Source organism: Amycolatopsis sp. PSD-21, from assembly GCF_055561455.1.
Genome location: NZ_CM145712.1, coordinates 2,025,605 through 2,041,797, shown reverse-complemented (window position 1 = coordinate 2,041,797; position 16,193 = coordinate 2,025,605). Strand labels below are relative to the sequence as shown.

12 protein-coding genes, 1 pseudogene and 1 riboswitch are annotated in these 16,193 nt (G+C 70.5%); of the genes and pseudogenes, 9 read left to right on the top strand and 4 right to left on the bottom strand.

Features of this window, described 5'->3' with window-relative positions; all coding sequences use genetic code 11:
• The first annotated feature begins 63 nt into the window (after positions 1 to 63).
• From ACZ1DY_RS10035 to cobN, 7 genes are all read left to right on the top strand, one after another.
• Positions 64 to 993 carry a phosphotransferase gene (locus tag ACZ1DY_RS10035; protein ID WP_465484150.1) on the top strand — a complete coding sequence of 310 codons (930 nt, stop codon included), beginning with the start codon at positions 64 to 66 and terminating at the stop codon, positions 991 to 993.
• A gap of 70 nt (positions 994 to 1,063) precedes the next feature.
• Entirely contained in the window at positions 1,064 to 2,500 is a 1,437-nt protein-coding gene (locus ACZ1DY_RS10030; protein WP_465484149.1) for an SLC13 family permease, read from the top strand.
• A 17-nt stretch (positions 2,501 to 2,517) separates the two neighbouring features.
• Positions 2,518 to 3,672 (top strand): glycerate kinase family protein, encoded by a 1,155-nt coding sequence (locus ACZ1DY_RS10025; RefSeq protein ID WP_465484148.1) that lies wholly within the window; start codon positions 2,518 to 2,520, stop codon positions 3,670 to 3,672.
• Between the two features lie 56 nt (positions 3,673 to 3,728).
• Entirely contained in the window at positions 3,729 to 3,968 is a 240-nt protein-coding gene (locus ACZ1DY_RS10020; protein ID WP_257488640.1) for a hypothetical protein, read from the top strand.
• Positions 3,952 to 5,394: a sensor histidine kinase gene (locus tag ACZ1DY_RS10015; protein WP_257488641.1), complete on the top strand. Its 1,443-nt coding sequence runs from the start codon at positions 3,952 to 3,954 to the stop codon at positions 5,392 to 5,394. The genes ACZ1DY_RS10020 and ACZ1DY_RS10015 overlap by 17 nt, the downstream gene beginning before the upstream one ends.
• Complete coding sequence (locus ACZ1DY_RS10010; RefSeq protein WP_257488642.1) at positions 5,379 to 6,056, top strand: response regulator transcription factor; 678 nt, start codon at positions 5,379 to 5,381, stop codon at positions 6,054 to 6,056. Before ACZ1DY_RS10015 ends, ACZ1DY_RS10010 begins: the two co-directional genes overlap by 16 nt.
• A gap of 32 nt (positions 6,057 to 6,088) precedes the next feature.
• Positions 6,089 to 6,202: riboswitch (cobalamin riboswitch) on the top strand.
• Positions 6,203 to 6,237: 35 nt separating this feature from the next.
• A complete protein-coding gene (gene cobN / locus ACZ1DY_RS10005; protein ID WP_465484147.1) occupies positions 6,238 to 9,819 on the top strand; it encodes a cobaltochelatase subunit CobN in 3,582 nt (1,193 codons plus the stop codon).
• Positions 9,820 to 10,023: 204 nt separating this feature from the next.
• Here cobN and ACZ1DY_RS10000 read toward each other — a convergent pair whose 3' ends face one another.
• Entirely contained in the window at positions 10,024 to 11,112 is a 1,089-nt protein-coding gene (locus tag ACZ1DY_RS10000) for a dihydrofolate reductase family protein (protein WP_465484146.1), read from the bottom strand.
• 1,054 nt (positions 11,113 to 12,166) lie between these two features.
• Here ACZ1DY_RS10000 and ACZ1DY_RS09995 point away from each other — a divergent pair.
• Both ACZ1DY_RS09995 and ACZ1DY_RS09990 read left to right on the top strand, forming a co-directional pair.
• A pseudogene (locus ACZ1DY_RS09995) lies at positions 12,167 to 12,664 on the top strand (ATP-binding cassette domain-containing protein); the annotation flags it as partial.
• Positions 12,665 to 13,234: 570 nt separating this feature from the next.
• A complete protein-coding gene (locus ACZ1DY_RS09990) occupies positions 13,235 to 13,732 on the top strand; it encodes an ATP-binding cassette domain-containing protein (protein ID WP_465485634.1) in 498 nt (165 codons plus the stop codon).
• A gap of 50 nt (positions 13,733 to 13,782) precedes the next feature.
• Here the strand turns inward: ACZ1DY_RS09990 and paaE are convergent, their stop codons facing one another.
• Genes paaE through paaC form a run of 3 tightly spaced genes read right to left on the bottom strand, consistent with a single transcriptional unit; the run spans position 13,783 to position 16,192 of the window.
• A complete protein-coding gene (gene paaE / locus ACZ1DY_RS09985) occupies positions 13,783 to 14,853 on the bottom strand; it encodes a 1,2-phenylacetyl-CoA epoxidase subunit PaaE (RefSeq protein WP_465484145.1) in 1,071 nt (356 codons plus the stop codon).
• Positions 14,853 to 15,341, bottom strand: coding sequence for a 1,2-phenylacetyl-CoA epoxidase subunit PaaD (paaD, locus tag ACZ1DY_RS09980; protein WP_465484144.1), 489 nt, complete (start codon positions 15,339 to 15,341; stop codon positions 14,853 to 14,855). Before paaD ends, paaE begins: the two co-directional genes overlap by 1 nt.
• Positions 15,335 to 16,192, bottom strand: a complete 858-nt coding sequence (paaC, locus tag ACZ1DY_RS09975; RefSeq protein WP_465484143.1) for a 1,2-phenylacetyl-CoA epoxidase subunit PaaC — start codon at positions 16,190 to 16,192, stop codon at positions 15,335 to 15,337. The genes paaD and paaC overlap by 7 nt, the downstream gene beginning before the upstream one ends.
• Between the last annotated feature and the right edge of the window lies 1 nt (position 16,193).

Below are 16,193 nucleotides of genomic sequence, written 5' to 3'. Positions count from 1 at the left end.
GCATCGTCAGCACGTCACCGATAGTCCACAAGGGACACCACGAACGCATGTGAGGATGTGCCGGTGTCACCCCACACTCGCGACGTCGATCCTGGACACCTCGCCCAGTGGTGCAGGGACCATCTGGGCAGCCCGCCGGCCGGCGAGCTCTTCAGATCCGGGTTCCTGTCCACCGTCATCGGGCTGCGGCTGGCCGACGGCAGGGAGGTCGTGGTCAAGATACGTCCGGACTCGCCGAGGGTAGCGGCCTGTGTGGAAGTCCAGCGCCGCCTGTTCCTGGCCGGCTATCCGTGCCCCCGGCCGCTCACCGGCGCCGCGCCGCTGGGTGGCGACGTCGCCACCGCGGAGGCTTACGTGCCTGGCGGTGCCACGCTCCCCAGCGCGGAGCACGCGGCCACGGCTTTCGCCGAGGCGTTCGCGTGGCTGATCCGGCTGGCTCCGGCGCCCGGTGAGATGCCCGCGCTCGGTCCGGCACCTTCCTGGGCGAACTGGGATCACGGCGGGGACGGACTGTGGCCGGGTCCGGAAGATCTCGACGGAGTGCCCGGCGGTGCGTGGATCGATGACGCGGGACGCCGTGCCCGTGACCTGCTGCGCGACGGCGGGTCCGACGCCGTGATCGGCCATTGCGACTGGCTGGCAGGCAATCTGCGCTGGAGCGGTGACACGCTCCTGGTGGTGCACGACTGGGACAGTGTGATCGTGGAGGACGAAGCCGTTCTGGTCGGCTTCGCCGCCGCGCTGTATTCGACCGTCAGCGCGGACGAGTTGGCGAGCGTCGAGGACACGCAACGGTTCCTCGAGGCGTATGGCCGTGCTCGTGGCCGGGAGTTCGGCGCCGGCGAACTCCGCCGGTCGTGGGCGGCGGGCGTCTGGACCAGGGCTTACGACGCCAAGTTCCAGCACGCGGCCGGGCGACCCATCACCTCACTGTCGGAGGAGGAGGCTCGCGAGCGCCTCCGCCGGGCCGAGGAAGGGCCACAAAAGCGGTAGCCCGCCAACATGAAGACCTCCTCATCTGTCCTTAACGGACGATTCAGGAGGGCGCCACAGGCTGGTCACCGTGACCGCCTACACCTACACGACCCGAGCGACCCCGACCCAGCCACAGAAACCCCAGGAACCCAAGAAGCACAACAAGACGTGGCTGATCGCGGCCGCGGCCATCGCGGCGTCGGCCACCGCCCTCGTGCCCGGCGGACCGACCTGGCAAGGCGCACTGGTGCTGGCCGTCTTCGCCGCGGCCGTGGGCGCATGGGTTCTGACCAGCCTGGACGACACCTGGGTCGCGCTCGCGGCGGTGGCCGTCCTTGCCGTGACCGGGATCCTGGCGCCCGCCGATCTGTTCGCCACGCTCGGCGCGGATCTGGTGTGGCTGCTGATCGCGGCGTTCGTGCTGGCGGCCGGGCTGACCGGTTCGGGGCTGGTCGACCGGTTCGTGGCCGTGTTGCCCGCGCGGGCGCGGTCGGTGCGGGGGCTGGCGCATCTGTCGACGGTCGCGTTGGTGGTCTCGTCGCTGGTGGTCCCCTCGACGTCGGGTCGGGCGGCGCTGGCCGTGCCGGTGTTCACCGCCTTGGCGAGCGCGCTCCCGCGGATGGCCAAGGCGCTGGCGGTGCTGTTCCCGACCGTGGTGTTGCTGTCGGCGGTCTCGACGCTCATCGGCGCGGGCGCGCATCTGGTGGCCGACCAGCTCCTGCGTGAAGCGACCGGCGACGGCATCGGCTTTCTGCGCTGGCTGGTCCTGGGCCTGCCGCTGGCGGCGGTCTCGTCCCATCTCGCGGTCGAGGTCGTCCTGCGGCTGTTCACCACGCGCGAAGACCGCCGTGCCCGGTTCGACCTGCGCGCGCGGTTCCCACCGCGAGGGCCGTGGACGCGGACCGAGCGGTTCGCGGCCGTGACCACCGGTGTGGTGCTGGTGCTGTGGTGCACCGAATCGTGGCACGGTCTGCCGCCCGCATTGGTCGGCCTCATCGGCGCGCTGGCGATGTGCGTGCCACCCCATCGGGTCACCACCGGCGCGGCGCTGAAGACCGTGCCGTGGTCGCTGCTGCTGTTCACCGCCGCGACGGCCGCGCTGGGCAGCGCGCTGGTCGGGTCGGGTGCGGCGGCATGGGTGGCGGACGTGGCCTTGAGTCCCGTCCGTGGCGCGCCGGCGTGGGTGGTGCTGCTCGCCGTGATCGTGGTGAGCACGGCCGCGCATCTGGCGGTGCAGTCCCGTTCGGCGCGGTCTTCGGTGCTGGTGCCGGTGGTGATCCCGCTCGCGGCGGCCACCGGGCTGGCCCCTGCCGCGGCGGTGTTCGCGTCCACCGCGGCGGCGGGGTTCTGCCACACCCTCACCTCGTCCGCCAAACCCGTCGCCCTGTTCTCCGACATCGACGGCGTGCCGACCTATTCGGCTCGCGACCTGCTCCGGCTTTCGGCCGTGCTCGCACCGCTGCACGTGGCCGTGGTCGCCGTCTTCGCCCTGCTCATCTGGCCGTACCTCGGCCTCGTGCCGTGATCCATCAGGAGGAAGTCATGCGGATCGTCGTCGCCCCCAGTGGGTTCAAGGAAAGTCTCGGCGCCGAAGCGGCCGCCGACGCCATCGCCGAGGGGGTGCTGCGGGTCGTCCCGTTCGCGGAGATCGACCGCGTCCCACTGGTGGACGGCGGGGAAGGTTCGGCCGCCGCGCTCGCCGGGAGCACCGGCGGGAGGGTGGTCGACACGGTCGTCACCGGCCCGGTCGGGCTGCCGGTGCGTTCCCATTTCGCGATTCTGGGTGATGGATCGACGGCGGTGGTCGAGATGGCGGCGGCCGCGGGACTGCGCCTGGTGCCCGCCGACCGCCGCGATCCCGGGCGCACCACCAGCCGGGGCGTCGGTGAACTGATGATCGCCGCGCTCGACTCTGGGTGTTCCTCGCTGCTCGTCGGCTGCGGCGATTCCGGCGTGTCCGACGGTGGGGCCGGAGCGCTCCAGGCGCTGGGCGCCCGGGTGCTCGACCGCGCCGGTCAGGAGATCGGCCCCGGCGGGGCGGAGCTGGCGCGGGCCCGGCACATCGACGTCTCGGGGCTGGATCCGAGACTCGCGCACACCGGGCTCCGGCTGGCGGTCAACCCGCACAACGTGCTGTGCGGGCCGCGCGGCGTGGCCAGGGTGTTCGGCCCGCAGAAGGGCGCCACCCCCGAGCAGGTGGAGAGGCTGTCCGCCGCGCTGGACAACTGGGCCGACGTCCTGCGCCACGACCTGGGCGCCGACGTCGCGCTCGTCTCCGGATCGGGTGCTTCCGGCGGTCTCGGCGCGGGCCTGTGCGCCGCGCTGGACGCCCGCCTGCTGCCGCGGTTCGAGGTGCTGCTGGATCACGTCGACCTCGACGCCCGGCTCGCCGCGGCCGATCTCGTGGTCACCGCCGAGGGCACGATCGACGCCCAGACCCCGCACGGGAAGGTGCCCGCCGAAGTGGCCCGCCGCGCCAAGGCGCACGGGAAGCCGGTGGTCGCGCTCGCCGGCCGGATCGGCATGGACGCCGACACCACCTACGCCGTCGGCATCGACGCCTTCCAGGCCATCCAGCCGGGCCCGGTGGCGCTCGACGAGGCGATCCTGCGTGGCGCCGAATTCCTGACCGACGCCGCCGAGCGGATGCTGCGGATAGTGCTGGTCGGCACCCGTCTGTCCACGCCCGTTATGTGAAGATTCCTTCATCTTGTCCTCATCTTCGCCACATCGACGACCAGGAGGGTGAAGCCATGGCCCGCTCGCGTATCGCCCTGCTCGCCGCCGCCGTGGCGCTCCCTCTCGGTGCGGCGGCGGTCACCTGGGCCTGGCCGGAGCCGCCCGCGCCGCGGGCTCCGGTCGAGGTGAAACTGAGGGATCACCCGGCGCCGTCGCCGTCGCCGACCAGCAGTTCCGCGCCGGTGGTCGTGCCACCGCCGCCGGTGGTCCCGCCCGGCGACGACCAGGACGACGACGGTGCCGACGACGACTGAACGCAGGACGCGGGCGATCCCCGCGCGGATCCGGATCATGGGCTGGCTGCTGCTGCTCGTCGCCGTGGTGACGGTCGCGACGACGCTGGTCACGTACAACCTGTTGCTGCGCGAGGTCGACAGCGACGTCAACGCCGCGCTCGAACAGGAGGCCGCCGAACTGGGCCAGGTGCTGGAAGAAGGGGTGGACCGCGCCACCGGGCAGCCGTTCCCGGACGTGCGGTCCGCGCTGTCGGCGCATCTGCGGCGCCAGTACGTCGACGACGACGAAGTGGTGCTGGCCTGGACGCCGTCCTCCGGTCCGATCCTGCAGGACCGCGAGGAACCGTTCCGGCTGGGCGAGAGCCCGGCGGTGCTGGATCCGATCCTCGCCGACCCGGCGCGCAGCGGCACCGCCCAGACCCCCGCCGGGGAGATGCGCTGGATCCGCGTCGACGCGTCCGGCACCCGAGAGGGTGACCGGGGCTCCTTCGTCGTCGGCTACTTCGTGGATCGGGACCGCGCCGAGATCGCCACCACCGTGCGGACCCTGCTATTCGTCGGCTTGCTCGGGCTGGTCCTGGCCGGGGCCGCGGCATGGCTGGTCGCCGGGCAGATCCTCGCCCCGGTGCGGCTGGTGCGCCGCGCCGCCGCCGAGATCACCGAACACGACCTGACCCGCCGCATCCCGGTGGACGGCCGTGACGACGTCGCCGCGCTCGCCGAACAGTTCAACGCCATGCTCGACCGGCTCGACCTCGCGTTCGCCACGCAGCGGCGATTCCTCGACGACGCCGGCCACGAACTGCGGACCCCGATCACCATCGTGCTCGGCCATCTCGAACTGCTCGACGACGATCCCGTCGCGCGGGCCGAGGCGATCCGGCTGTGCGTCGACGAACTCGACCGGATGAACCGCATCGTCGGCGATCTCCTGCTGCTGGCCAAGGCCGAGCAGCCCGACTTCGTCACCCTCGCGCCCACCGACGTCACCGAGCTGACCAGCGACCTCTACGCCAAGGTCCGCACCATCGGCGACCGTCGCTGGCGGCTGGAGGCACTCGGCGAGGGCCAGGTGGCGCTGGACGAGCAACGGACCACCCAGGCCGTGGTGCAGCTGGCCCAGAACGCCGTCCAGCACACCGAAGACGGCGACGAGATCCTGATCGGCTCCGCCGTGACCGAGGACACCGTGTCGTTCTGGGTGGCCGACCACGGCCCCGGTGTTCCGCAGGAGGACGCCGAGAAGATCTTCCAGCGGTTCAACCGGGGGAAGCCTGGCGGTCACCGGGGCGGGGCCGGACTCGGACTGGCGATCGTGCGCGCCATCGCCGAAGCTCAGCACGGGCTGGTGCGCCTGGAGTCGGCACCGGGCCTCGGCGCCCGGTTCACCATCGAAATCCCTGTTCACGCCGTCGAAGGAGGCACGCCGTGGCCCGTATCCTGATCGCCGAGGACGAGGAGCGGATCGCCTCGTTCGTCCGCAAGGGGCTCATCGCCAACGGTTTCACCACCACCGTGGTCGCCGACGGCGAGCAGGCCCTCCAGTACGCCCTCGGCGACGGCTACGACCTGCTGGTCCTCGACCTAGGCCTGCCTTCCCGCGACGGCCTGTCGGTACTGCGAACCCTGCGCGAACACCACAACACGACCCCGGTGGTCATCCTCACCGCGCACGATTCGCCCCAGACCACCTTGGCCGGACTGGAGGGCGGCGCGGACGACTACATGGCGAAACCGTTCCGTTTCGACGAGCTGCTGGCCCGGATCAGGCTCCGGCTGCGCCGCACCGAACTCGTGGCCGAGACCACCGTGCTGCACGCGGGGCCGCTCTCGCTGGACCTGCGCACGCGCCGCGCGGACGTCGACGGCACGGGCGTGGAGCTGACCTCACGCGAGTTCGCGCTCCTGGAGCTGTTCATCCGCCACCAGGGCCAGGTGCTCACCCGCGAGCAGATCCTCTCCCACGTGTGGGGTTACGACTTCGACCCCGGCTCCAACATCGTCGACGTCTACGTCCGCACCCTGCGCCGCAAGATCGGCGCCGGTCACATCCGCACCGCCCGCGGTATGGGGTACGCGTTCGACCCCGGCCGCACATCACCTTGACTCCCGCCGGACCGCACCGGAGAGTGAACCGCAGAACCCACGCGTCGGCAGGTGGAGGAACCCGGTGAGAGTCCGGGGCGGTCCCGCCACTGTCACCCCTCCCGGTGAAGAGGGGAAGCCAGGAACTCCGGCCGGCGCGACCGCACGACCCGGGGCGCGGACACCCCGAGTGAGGAATGCTGTGATCCTGCTTCTGTCCACTTCGGACACCGACCTGCTCAGCGCCCGTTCCAGCGAGGCCGATTACCGGCTGGCGAACCCGGCCCGGCTCGATCTGGCGGAGCTGCCCGCCCTGCTCGAGGGCGCCCCGATCGTCGTCGTCCGGATCCTCGGCTCCGAACGCAGCTGGCAGGAGGGACTCGACACGGTCCGCGCGAGCGGCGCGCACGTGGTCGTCCTCGGTGGTGAGCAGACGCCGGACGCGCAGCTCATGAAGCTCTCCACGGTCCCGGCGGGCACGGCGGCGGAGGCGCACGCGTACCTCGCGCAGGGCGGGCCGGAAAACCTGACCCAGCTGCACCGCTTCCTGAGCGACACGCTCCTTCTGACGGGTGACGGCTTCGAGCCGCCCGCCGTGCAGCCGCTGTGGGGTGTCCTGGAGCGCGAGCCGAAGTCCACCGAGGGTCCGGTCATCGCGATCCTCTACTACCGGGCGCATCACCTGTCCGGCAACACCGAGTTCGTCCACGCGCTGTCCGACGCCGTCGAGGACGCCGGGGGCCGCGCGCTCCCGATCCACTGCGCGTCCCTGCGCACCCGCGAGCCGGAGATGATGGCCGAGCTGGCCAAGGCCGACGCGCTCCTGGTCACCGTGCTGGCCGCCGGCGGCACGCGGCCGTCCGAGGTCGGCGCGGGCGGCGACGACGAGGCGTGGGACGTCGCCGAGATGGCCGCGCTCGACATCCCGATCCTCCAGGCCCTGTGCCTGACCAGCGACCGCGAGACCTGGTCGGCCAACGACGACGGTCTCTCCCCGCTCGACGCGGGCAACCAGATGGCCGTCCCCGAGTTCGACGGCCGGCTCATCACCGTCCCGTTCTCGTTCAAGGAGATCGACGACGACGGCCTCCCCAAATACGTGCCGGACGCCGAGCGCGCGTCCCGCGTCGCGAAGATCGCGCTGGCCCACGCCCGGCTGCGCCACACTCCCCCGCCGGAACGCCGTATCGCGCTGATGCTGTCCGCGTACCCGACGAAGCACTCCCGCGTCGGCAACGCCGTCGGTCTCGACACGCCCGCGTCCGCGATCGAACTCCTGCGCCGCATGCGCGACCAGGGCTACGACCTCGGCGAGAACCCGTTCCCCGGCGTCGAGCCCACCGGCACCGACCAGCCCGACGGCGACGCGCTGATCCACGCGCTCATCGCCGCGGGCGGTCAGGACCCGGAGTGGCTCACCGAGGAACAGTTGTCCGGCAACCCAATCCGCGTCCCGGCCGACAAGTACCGCGAATGGTTCGCCGAGCTGCCCGCGGAGCTGCGCGAGGGCATGGAGGAGCACTGGGGCCCCGCGCCCGGCGAGCTCTACGTCGACAACGGCGACATCGTCCTGGCGTCGCTGCAGTCCGGCAATGTCATCCTGATGATCCAGCCGCCGCGCGGCTTCGGCGAGAATCCGGTGGCGATCTACCACAATCCGGACCTCCCGCCGAGCCACCACTACCTGGCCGCGTACCGCTGGCTGGAGGAGGAATTCGGCGCGCACGCCGTCGTCCACCTCGGCAAACACGGTTCGCTGGAATGGCTTCCCGGCAAGACCGCCGGTCTCTCCGACTCGTGCGCGCCGGACGCCGTGCTGGGCAACCTTCCGCTGATCTACCCGTTCCTGATCAACGACCCCGGCGAGGGCGCGCAGGCGAAACGGCGCGCGCACGCCACGATCGTCGACCACCTGATCCCGCCGATGGCCCGCGCCGAGAGCTACGGCGACATGGCCCGCCTGGAGCAGCTTCTCGACGAGCACGCCAACATCGCCGCGATGGACCCGGCCAAGCTGCCCGCGGTCCGCGCGCAGATCTGGACGCTGATCCAGGCGGCGAAACTGGACCACGACCTCGGTGTCGAGGAACGCCCGCACGACGCGGAGTTCGACGACTTCCTGCTGCACATCGACGGCTGGCTGTGCGAGGTCAAGGACGCCCAGATCCGCGACGGCCTGCACATCCTCGGCGCCGCGCCGGTGGGTGAGGCGCGGATCAACCTCGTGCTCGCCATGCTGCGCGCCCAGCAGATGTGGGGCGGCAAGCAGGGCGCGGTCCCCGGCCTGCGTTCCGCCTTGGGGCTCAAGGAGAACAGCGACGCCCCACTGTCCGAAGTGGACGCCATCGAGCAGACGGCCCGCTCGCTCGTCGAGGCGATGGAGGCCAGGGACTGGTCACCCGCCGCCGTCGCCGAAGTCGTCGCGGACGTGCCGGAACACCATGAGGTCGCCCGTGTGCTGACCTTCGCCGCCACCGAGATCGTGCCGCGGCTGGCGGGCACCGGCGCCGAGATCGACGCCGTGCTCCACGCGCTCGACGGCGGCTACATCCCGGCCGGGCCCAGCGGTTCTCCCCTGCGCGGCCTGATCAACGTGCTCCCGACCGGCCGCAACTTCTACACCGTCGACCCGAAGGCCATCCCGAGCCGTCTCGCCTGGGAGACCGGGCAGGCGCTCGCGGACTCGCTTCTCCGCCGCTACAAGGACGACACGGGCGACTGGCCACGTTCGGTCGGCCTCTCGGTCTGGGGCACGTCGGCGATGCGCACGTCGGGTGACGACGCGGCGGAAGTCCTTGCCCTGCTGGGTGTCCAGCCCGTCTGGGACGAGGCGTCGCGGCGGGTCACCGGCATCGAGGCGATCCCGCTCGCCGAACTCGGCCGCCCGCGGATCGACGTCACCGTGCGGATCAGCGGGTTCTTCCGCGACGCCTTCCCGCACGTGATCACCCTGCTGGACGACGCCGTGCGCCTGGTGGCGAACCTCGACGAACCGGACGAGCAGAACTTCGTGCGCGCCCACGCCCGCGCGGATCTGGCCGCGCACGGTGACGAACGCCGGGCCACCACGAGGATCTTCGGCTCCAAGCCCGGCGCGTACGGCGCGGGCCTGCTGCCGCTGATGGATTCCGGGAACTGGCGTGATGACAAGGATCTCGCCGAGGTCTACGCGGTCTGGGGCGGCTTCGCCTACGGCCGCGACCTCGACGGGAGGCCGGCGCGCGAGGACATGGAGAACTCGTACAAGCGGATCGTGGTCGCGGCCAAGAACACCGACACCCGTGAACACGACATCGCCGACTCCGACGACTATTTCCAGTACCACGGCGGGATGATCGCGACGGTCCGCGCGCTGACCGGGACCGCGCCCGCGTCCTACGTCGGCGACAGCACCACCCCGGACGCCGTCCGCACCCGCACGCTCGGCGAGGAGACCGCCCGGGTCTTCCGCGCCCGCGTCGTCAACCCGCGCTGGCTGGCGGCGATGCGCAAGCACGGTTACAAGGGCGCTTTCGAGCTGGCGGCGACCGTCGACTACCTTTTCGGTTTCGACGCCACCGCGGGCGTGGTCGGCGACTGGATGTACGAGAAGCTGACCGAGTCCTACGTGCTCGACGAGGTCAACCAGGAGTTCCTGCGCCAGGCCAATCCGTGGGCGCTGCGCGGCATCATCGAACGGCTGAACGAGGCGGCCGATCGGGGGCTCTGGGCCGAGCCGGACGCCGATCTTTTGGCTCAGCTGCGCGAGGTCTACCTATCGCTGGAGGGGGATCTCGAATCCTGACATCACCCGCTGGAGCAGGCCCGTGGCACTCCCGGCGGTACCACTGTCGTATGCGCGGAACTTAGCGTGACAAGGGCGGTGGGACGTCAATGATCGGGAGGACAGCGATGATCAAGCGTCTGTTGAAGGTCGTGCTTCGCCACGGTTGCTGCTCGGCGTGCACCGGTCTGGGCTGCGGCTGCTGCGACGCCTGCAAGTAGGAGTTCAGAGGTGGACACCCGGGATATGGGTGTTCGCGCGGCGGACGTCGGCGGCGAGGGCGGGTACCTCGACCACCCGGCGTCCGGCCGCCTCCAGCGTCTCGGCGCCGACGCAGTCGACGAAGACCGACGGCTCGCGCCAGGCGAAAACGACGCGCGGGATGCCGGCGTCGAGGATGAGCTGGGTGCAGCTTCGCGGATGTGACGTCCGCGAGCTGCACGGCTCCAGTGACGTGTACATCGTCGCCTCCGCCAGCCTCGGATCCTCTGGCTCGAGCTTGGCGAGGGCGGCTTCTTCGGCATGGTTGGCGGGATCGCCGTCGCCCGAGAAACCGGTGGAGATCACTTCGCCGTCGGCGGCGGCGATCACCGCTCCGACGCGGAAAGTGCGCGGTGGGCAGTTCTCGGCGAGCGCGATGGCCTCGCGCAGATGCCGAATGTCCACATCGGACGGTTCCGGTATCGCGTGGTACTCCAGGACCGCGATGTCGCCCAGCCTCGTGCTTTCGACCAGGGTCAGCCCGCGCGGGAAGGCGCCAGGGCCGACGAAACGCGGGGCGCGTGGGTCGCCGACGAAGAACGGCGCGACGGCCAGGTGCAGTTCGTCGACCAGCCCCTCGGTGAGGAACTGGGTGTGGATCGCGCCGCCGCCTTCGACCATGAGGCGCCGCACCCCGCGCGCGTAGAGATCCGCCAGCATTTCGCTCAGGCCGGTCAGTTCCACGACGGTCGCTTTCACGCCCGTGACGACGCCGGGCGGCGCGTAGACCAGCTTCTCGGCTTCACCGACGGTGAAGAACTGTGCCGCCGGATCGAGTGACCCGCTCCGTGTGAGGGTGACCTTGACCGGTTGCTCCGGGCGCCCCTCCGCGACCCTTTTCGCGACGAGCTCCGCCGAGCGGACCAGCAAGCGAGGGTCGTCCGCACGGACCGTGTTCGCGCCGACGAGGATCGCGTCCGACGCGGCGCGCAGCCCGTCCACCCTGGCCCAGTCCTCGTCGTTGGACAGCACCAATCGGGTGTCGCTCGCGTCGTCGAGGTAGCCGTCTAGCGAGACCGCGGCGGAGAGTAAGACATGAGGGCGTTCGATCACGACCGCCAGTATGCCCCCGCCGGTCGCGGGTCGCCGAGGCTGCACGGTGGGGTTGTGGCAGGTCCTTCGTTGCCGGAAATCGGCATGGGCTGGGGTGGGATCCGGGTGCGTCCCGGGGTCGCGTCGGTGCCGTTGCCGGAATTCGGCGACAGCCGCCCGCGGGTCCCGGGAACGTCCCGAAACCACGTGACCGCCACCTGGGCTGTCGCCGAAATCCGGCGACAACCGCCCGCGGGTCCCAGGGAACGTCCCGAAGCTGCGCGGCCGAGACCGACACCTGGGCTGTCGCCGGAATTCGGCGACGGTTGCCTACGGGTCCGGGAAACGACCCGATGTCAGGTGATCGGGGGCGACATCCGTGCTGTTGCCGAAATTCGGCGACAGCCGCCCGCAGGTCCCAGGGAACGTCCCGAAGCTGCGCGGCCGAGACCGACACCTGGGCTGTCGCCGAAATCCGACGACAGCCGCCCGCAGGTCCCGGGAAACGACCCCAAGCCACGTGGCCGAGACCCGACACCCGTGCTGTCACCGAAATCCGGCGACAGTTGCCTACGGGGGCCGGGAACGACCCCAAGCCACGCGACCAAGACCGACACCCGTCCTGTTACCGAAATCCGACGACAACCGCCCACAGGACCCGGGAAACGTCCCAAAGCCGCGTGACCGACACCTCCGCCATCGCCGAAATCCGGCAACCACCAGCCACGGAGCACCACCGACAGCAAACCAGCGGTCGACACACTCGCAACCATTACCGAAATCCGGCAACGCAAGGGCAGCGTTCAAGAAACCTGTCTGCGCACTGCCAGGCGCCAAGCACACGGCCGCCATTACCGAATATCGACGACCAGCTTCGCGCAGCTGTCAGGCCGGGACCGGCACCCTCCCACGGTCGGTCCTACCGACTTCGACCTGGCTCGCGAAACCGCAGACCATTCCTGCCCCTCACTCCCCGCGAAAATCGATCGCCACGCGCCACCCCGCGGGCTACCCTGTCGCGGTGATCTTCTGAGACGAACCTGCGCCCTCATCCACCTCCTTCGCAGGGAGTCTCATGTCTTCTTCCTTGACGCTTTCCGACGTCACCTTCACCTGGCCCGACGGCTCCCCGGTGTTCGAGCGCCTTTCGCTCACCATCGGCGCCGGCCGCACCGGCCTGGTCGGCACCAACGGATCCGGCAAGTCCACGCTGCTCAGGCTGCTCGCCGGCGACCTGCGGGCCACCACGGGCTCCATCACCGCACCGGGTGAGCTCGGCTACCTGCCGCAGAACCTCGTCCTGGACACCGGCCGCCGCGTCGACGACGTCCTCGGTGTCACCGCGATCCGCGCGACGATCCGGGCCGTCGAGGGCGGTTCCGCCACCGAAGAGCATTTCGCCACCATCGGCGACAACTGGGACGTCGAGGAACGCATCCACGCGATCCTCGACCGGCTCGGCCTGGGCACCATCCGGCTGGACCAGCGGGCGGGCGAGCTGTCCGGTGGCGAGCTCACGCTGCTCGGGCTGGCCGCGCTGTTGCTGCGCCGTCCCGCCGCGCTGCTGCTCGACGAGCCCACGAACAACCTCGACCTGCGGGCTCGTGAGCTCGTGCACCGTGAGGTGGCGGGCTGGGGCGGGATCCTCGTGGTCGTCTCGCACGATCGCGAGCTGCTCCAGTTGGTCGACCGGATCGCCGAGGTCCGCGACCGCGAGGTCACGCTGTACGGCGGGAACCTCGCCGACTACGAACACGCCGTCGAGGTCGCGCAGGAGGCGGCACGGCGGCACCTGCGGGCGGCGGAGTCGGACGTCAAACGGCAGAAACGGGAGCTGGTCGAGGCCGGGATCAAACTCGCCCGGCGGGCCCGCTACGGCCAGCAGATGTGGGACCGGAAACGCGAACCCAAGGTGCGAATGCGCAAACGTCAGGAGGACGCGCAGATCGCCGCGGGCAAGTACCGGAACCTCCACGCCGACCGGCTGGAAGGCGCCGTCGAAGCGATGAAGGCCGCCGAGGAGCTGGTGCGGGAGGATGCCGAGATCCGGGTCGAACTGCCGGAGACGACGGTCCCGCGCGGGACGGACGTGCTCCGGATCGACGCCGTGCCCCGGTTCGGCCCGGCGGTGGACCTGCACGTCATGGGCCCCGAGCGGATCGCGCTCGTCGGCCCCAACGGTTCGGGCAAGACCACCCTGCTCCGCACGATCACCGGCGAGATCCCGCCGGAGTCGGGCGAGGTGGGGCTGTTCGTGCCCGCCAGGCTGCTCCCCCAGCGGCTCGACGTTCTCGACGAGTCGCTGTCCATTGTGGACAACGTACGACTGGTCGCGCCGTCGCTCACGGACAACGAGATCCGCGCGAGGCTGGCGCGGTTCCTGTTCCGGGGTAAGGCGGCCGACCGCGAGGTGGCGTCACTGTCCGGTGGGAAACGATTCCGCGCCACGCTGGCGACCCTCTTGCTGACCGAGCCCACTCCTCGGTTGCTGCTGCTCGACGAGCCGACCAACAACCTCGACCTGGCGAGCGTACGGCGGCTCACCGAAGCGTTACTGGCCTACCGGGGCACGCTGATCGTGGCGAGCCACGATCGCCCGTTCCTCGCCGACATCGGTATCACGAGGCAATTAGTCCTCTGAATGCGGTACTTGCACGCAAGTACCGCATTCAGAGGACGAAACGCGGGTGGTCAGGCGTCGAAGTCCACGGTGACGGAATCGGAGACGGGCACCGACTGGCAGGTGAGCACGAAACCGGCGTCGACCTCGGCCTTCTCCAGCGCGAAGTTGCGCCGCATATCCACCTTGCCGTCGCAGATCTTCGCCCGGCAGGTGCCGCACACGCCGCCCTTGCAGGCGAACGGCAGATCCGGACGGAACTTCTGCGCGCCGTCGAGCAGCGAGGAACCGCGCGGCAGCGTCATCGTCGTCGACCGGCCGTCGAGCACCAGGGTGACCTCGCTGGACGCACCGACCACGGCCGGGTCGACGTGGCGCACCGGCTCCGGCGGAGTGTCCACATAGAACAGTTCCTGGTGGACACGCTCGTCGGGAACGTCCAGGGACCGCAGCAGTTCCTGCGCACCGGTGACCATCTCGAACGGCCCGCACAGCCACCAGTGCGCGACGTCCTCGACCGGGATCAGCACGGTGCACAGGCGCCGCAGCTTCTCCACGTCGAGCCGCCCGGTGAACAGTTCGGCCTCGCGCGGCTCACGCGACAGGACGTGGACGAGTTCGAGCCGAGCGGGGTAACGGTCCTTGAGGTCCGCGAGGTCGTCGGCGAACATGACGGTGTCCGTGCGGCGGTTGCCGTAGAGCACGGTCACCGTCGCGTCCGAGTCGCTGAGCAGCGAAGACGCGATCGACAGCACCGGCGTGATCCCGGATCCGGCCGCGATCAGCACGTGGTGACCCGCGGCTGCCGGATCGGGGCTGAAGTTGCCGGTCGGCGGCGCGACCTCGATCTCGTCGCCGGGCTTCACGTCGCGCACGAGCCACGACGAGAACAGCCCGCCCGGCACCTCGCGGACGCCGACCCGCGGCGCCGCACCGGCGGGCGCGCAGATCGAGTACGAACGGCGCTCGTCACGGCCGTCGATCTCGCGGCGCAGGGTCAGCGACTGCCCCGGCTTGAAGCGGAAGGTGTCCGCGAGGTCTTCGGGCACGTCGAAGGTCACCGCGACGGCGTCGTCGCACAAACGCTGGACGCACGCTACCTTGAGGGTGTGGAAACCCGTGCGGCGCAGGGTCGCTGTCACTAGATCTCCTTGACGTGTTCGAACGGTTCGAGGCAGAACCGGCAGCGGCGCAAGGCTTTGCACGCCGTCGCACTGAACCGGGACTGCTCCTCGGTGTCCGCGGAACCGCAGTGCGGACAGCGGACCGACGACATCGGCGGGCTCAGCGTGAGCGGGATCGGCCCGGTCCGCCGCGGCGCGGCCCCCGGCGGCGCGATGCCGGCTTCGGCCAGTTTCCGTTTGCCGTCCTCGGTGATCCAGTCCGTGGACCACGCCGGCTGAAGCACCGTGCGGACCTCGACGTCGCCGTAACCCGCGCCGGTCAGCGCGTGCACGAGGTCGTCGCGCATGGTGTCCATCGCCGGGCAACCGGTGTAGGTCGGGGTGATCGCGACGACCACCCGTCCGTCCTCTTCGGATACTTCACGCAGCACACCGAGGTCGGCGAGGGTGAGCATCGGCAGTTCCGGGTCGGTGACCGTGGCCGCCACGGCGTACGCGGTCACCATGTCGCGTCCGGATGTTCCCTGGCGACACTCTGCAGGGTCGCCAGCAGGAAGCCCATCCGCTCGGTGTGCACACCGTCGCGGCCCATCCGGCCCGAAACCCCGGCGATGGCACCGGTTTCGGGACGCGTCAGCTTCGCGACGGCCAGCACCTGGTCGAGGATCGCGTCGAACTCCGGCCGCAGCGACGGCGAGTCGACGAACTCGACCTCGTGCGCGGTGAACAACTCGTCGACGTACGGCCAGACCGCGTCCAGCCCTTCCTGCATCCGCGTGTGGGACAGCTCGGTGCCGTCGCCGAGGCGCACGGCCCACTGGGCGGCGTAGTCGCGGTGGTACGCGACCTCCTTGACACCCTTGTCCGCGATGGCCGCGAGCACCGGGTCCACGCTGGTCTGCAAGCGCTGAAGCAGCGCGAGCCGCCAGATCGAGAACACCAGCAGCCGCGCGATCAGATGCCCGAAGTGCCCGCCGTCCAACTCGGCGAGCCGGACGTTGCGGTACTCCTGCTCGCCGCGGAAGAAGGCGTACGAGTCCTCGGTGCGGTCGCTGCCGTCGGCCTTGCCGGCGCGGGCCAGCAGCAGTCGCGCCTGCCCGAGCAGGTCGAGCGCGATGTTCGCGATCGCGACCTCGTCCTCGAGTTCGGGCGCGTTCGTGCACCATTCCTGCAGCCGGTGCGAGAAGATCAGCGCGTCGTCGCCGAGCACCAGGCAGTAGGCCGCGAGCCGCGCACCGTCCACACCGGACGGAACCGTGGTGTCCACACCGGACAGCGGATCCTCGAACCCGGTGCCGAAGGCCCAGCGGGAGTCGTTCTCCTCGGTGATCGCCTCATAGGCGTTGTCGAAGCTCATG

Bases quoted from the DNA above. Each gene is read 5' to 3' on its own strand.
- paaC (WP_465484143.1), bottom strand. From the start codon at position 16,192: ATGAGCTTCGACAACGCCTATGAGGCGATCACCGAGGAGAACGACTCC.
- ACZ1DY_RS10025 (WP_465484148.1), top strand. From the start codon at position 2,518: ATGCGGATCGTCGTCGCCCCCAGTGGGTTCAAGGAAAGTCTCGGCGCC.
- paaD (WP_465484144.1), bottom strand. From the start codon at position 15,341: ATGGTGACCGCGTACGCCGTGGCGGCCACGGTCACCGACCCGGAACTG.
- ACZ1DY_RS10020 (WP_257488640.1), top strand. From the start codon at position 3,729: ATGGCCCGCTCGCGTATCGCCCTGCTCGCCGCCGCCGTGGCGCTCCCT.
- ACZ1DY_RS09990 (WP_465485634.1), top strand. From the start codon at position 13,235: ATGGGCCCCGAGCGGATCGCGCTCGTCGGCCCCAACGGTTCGGGCAAG.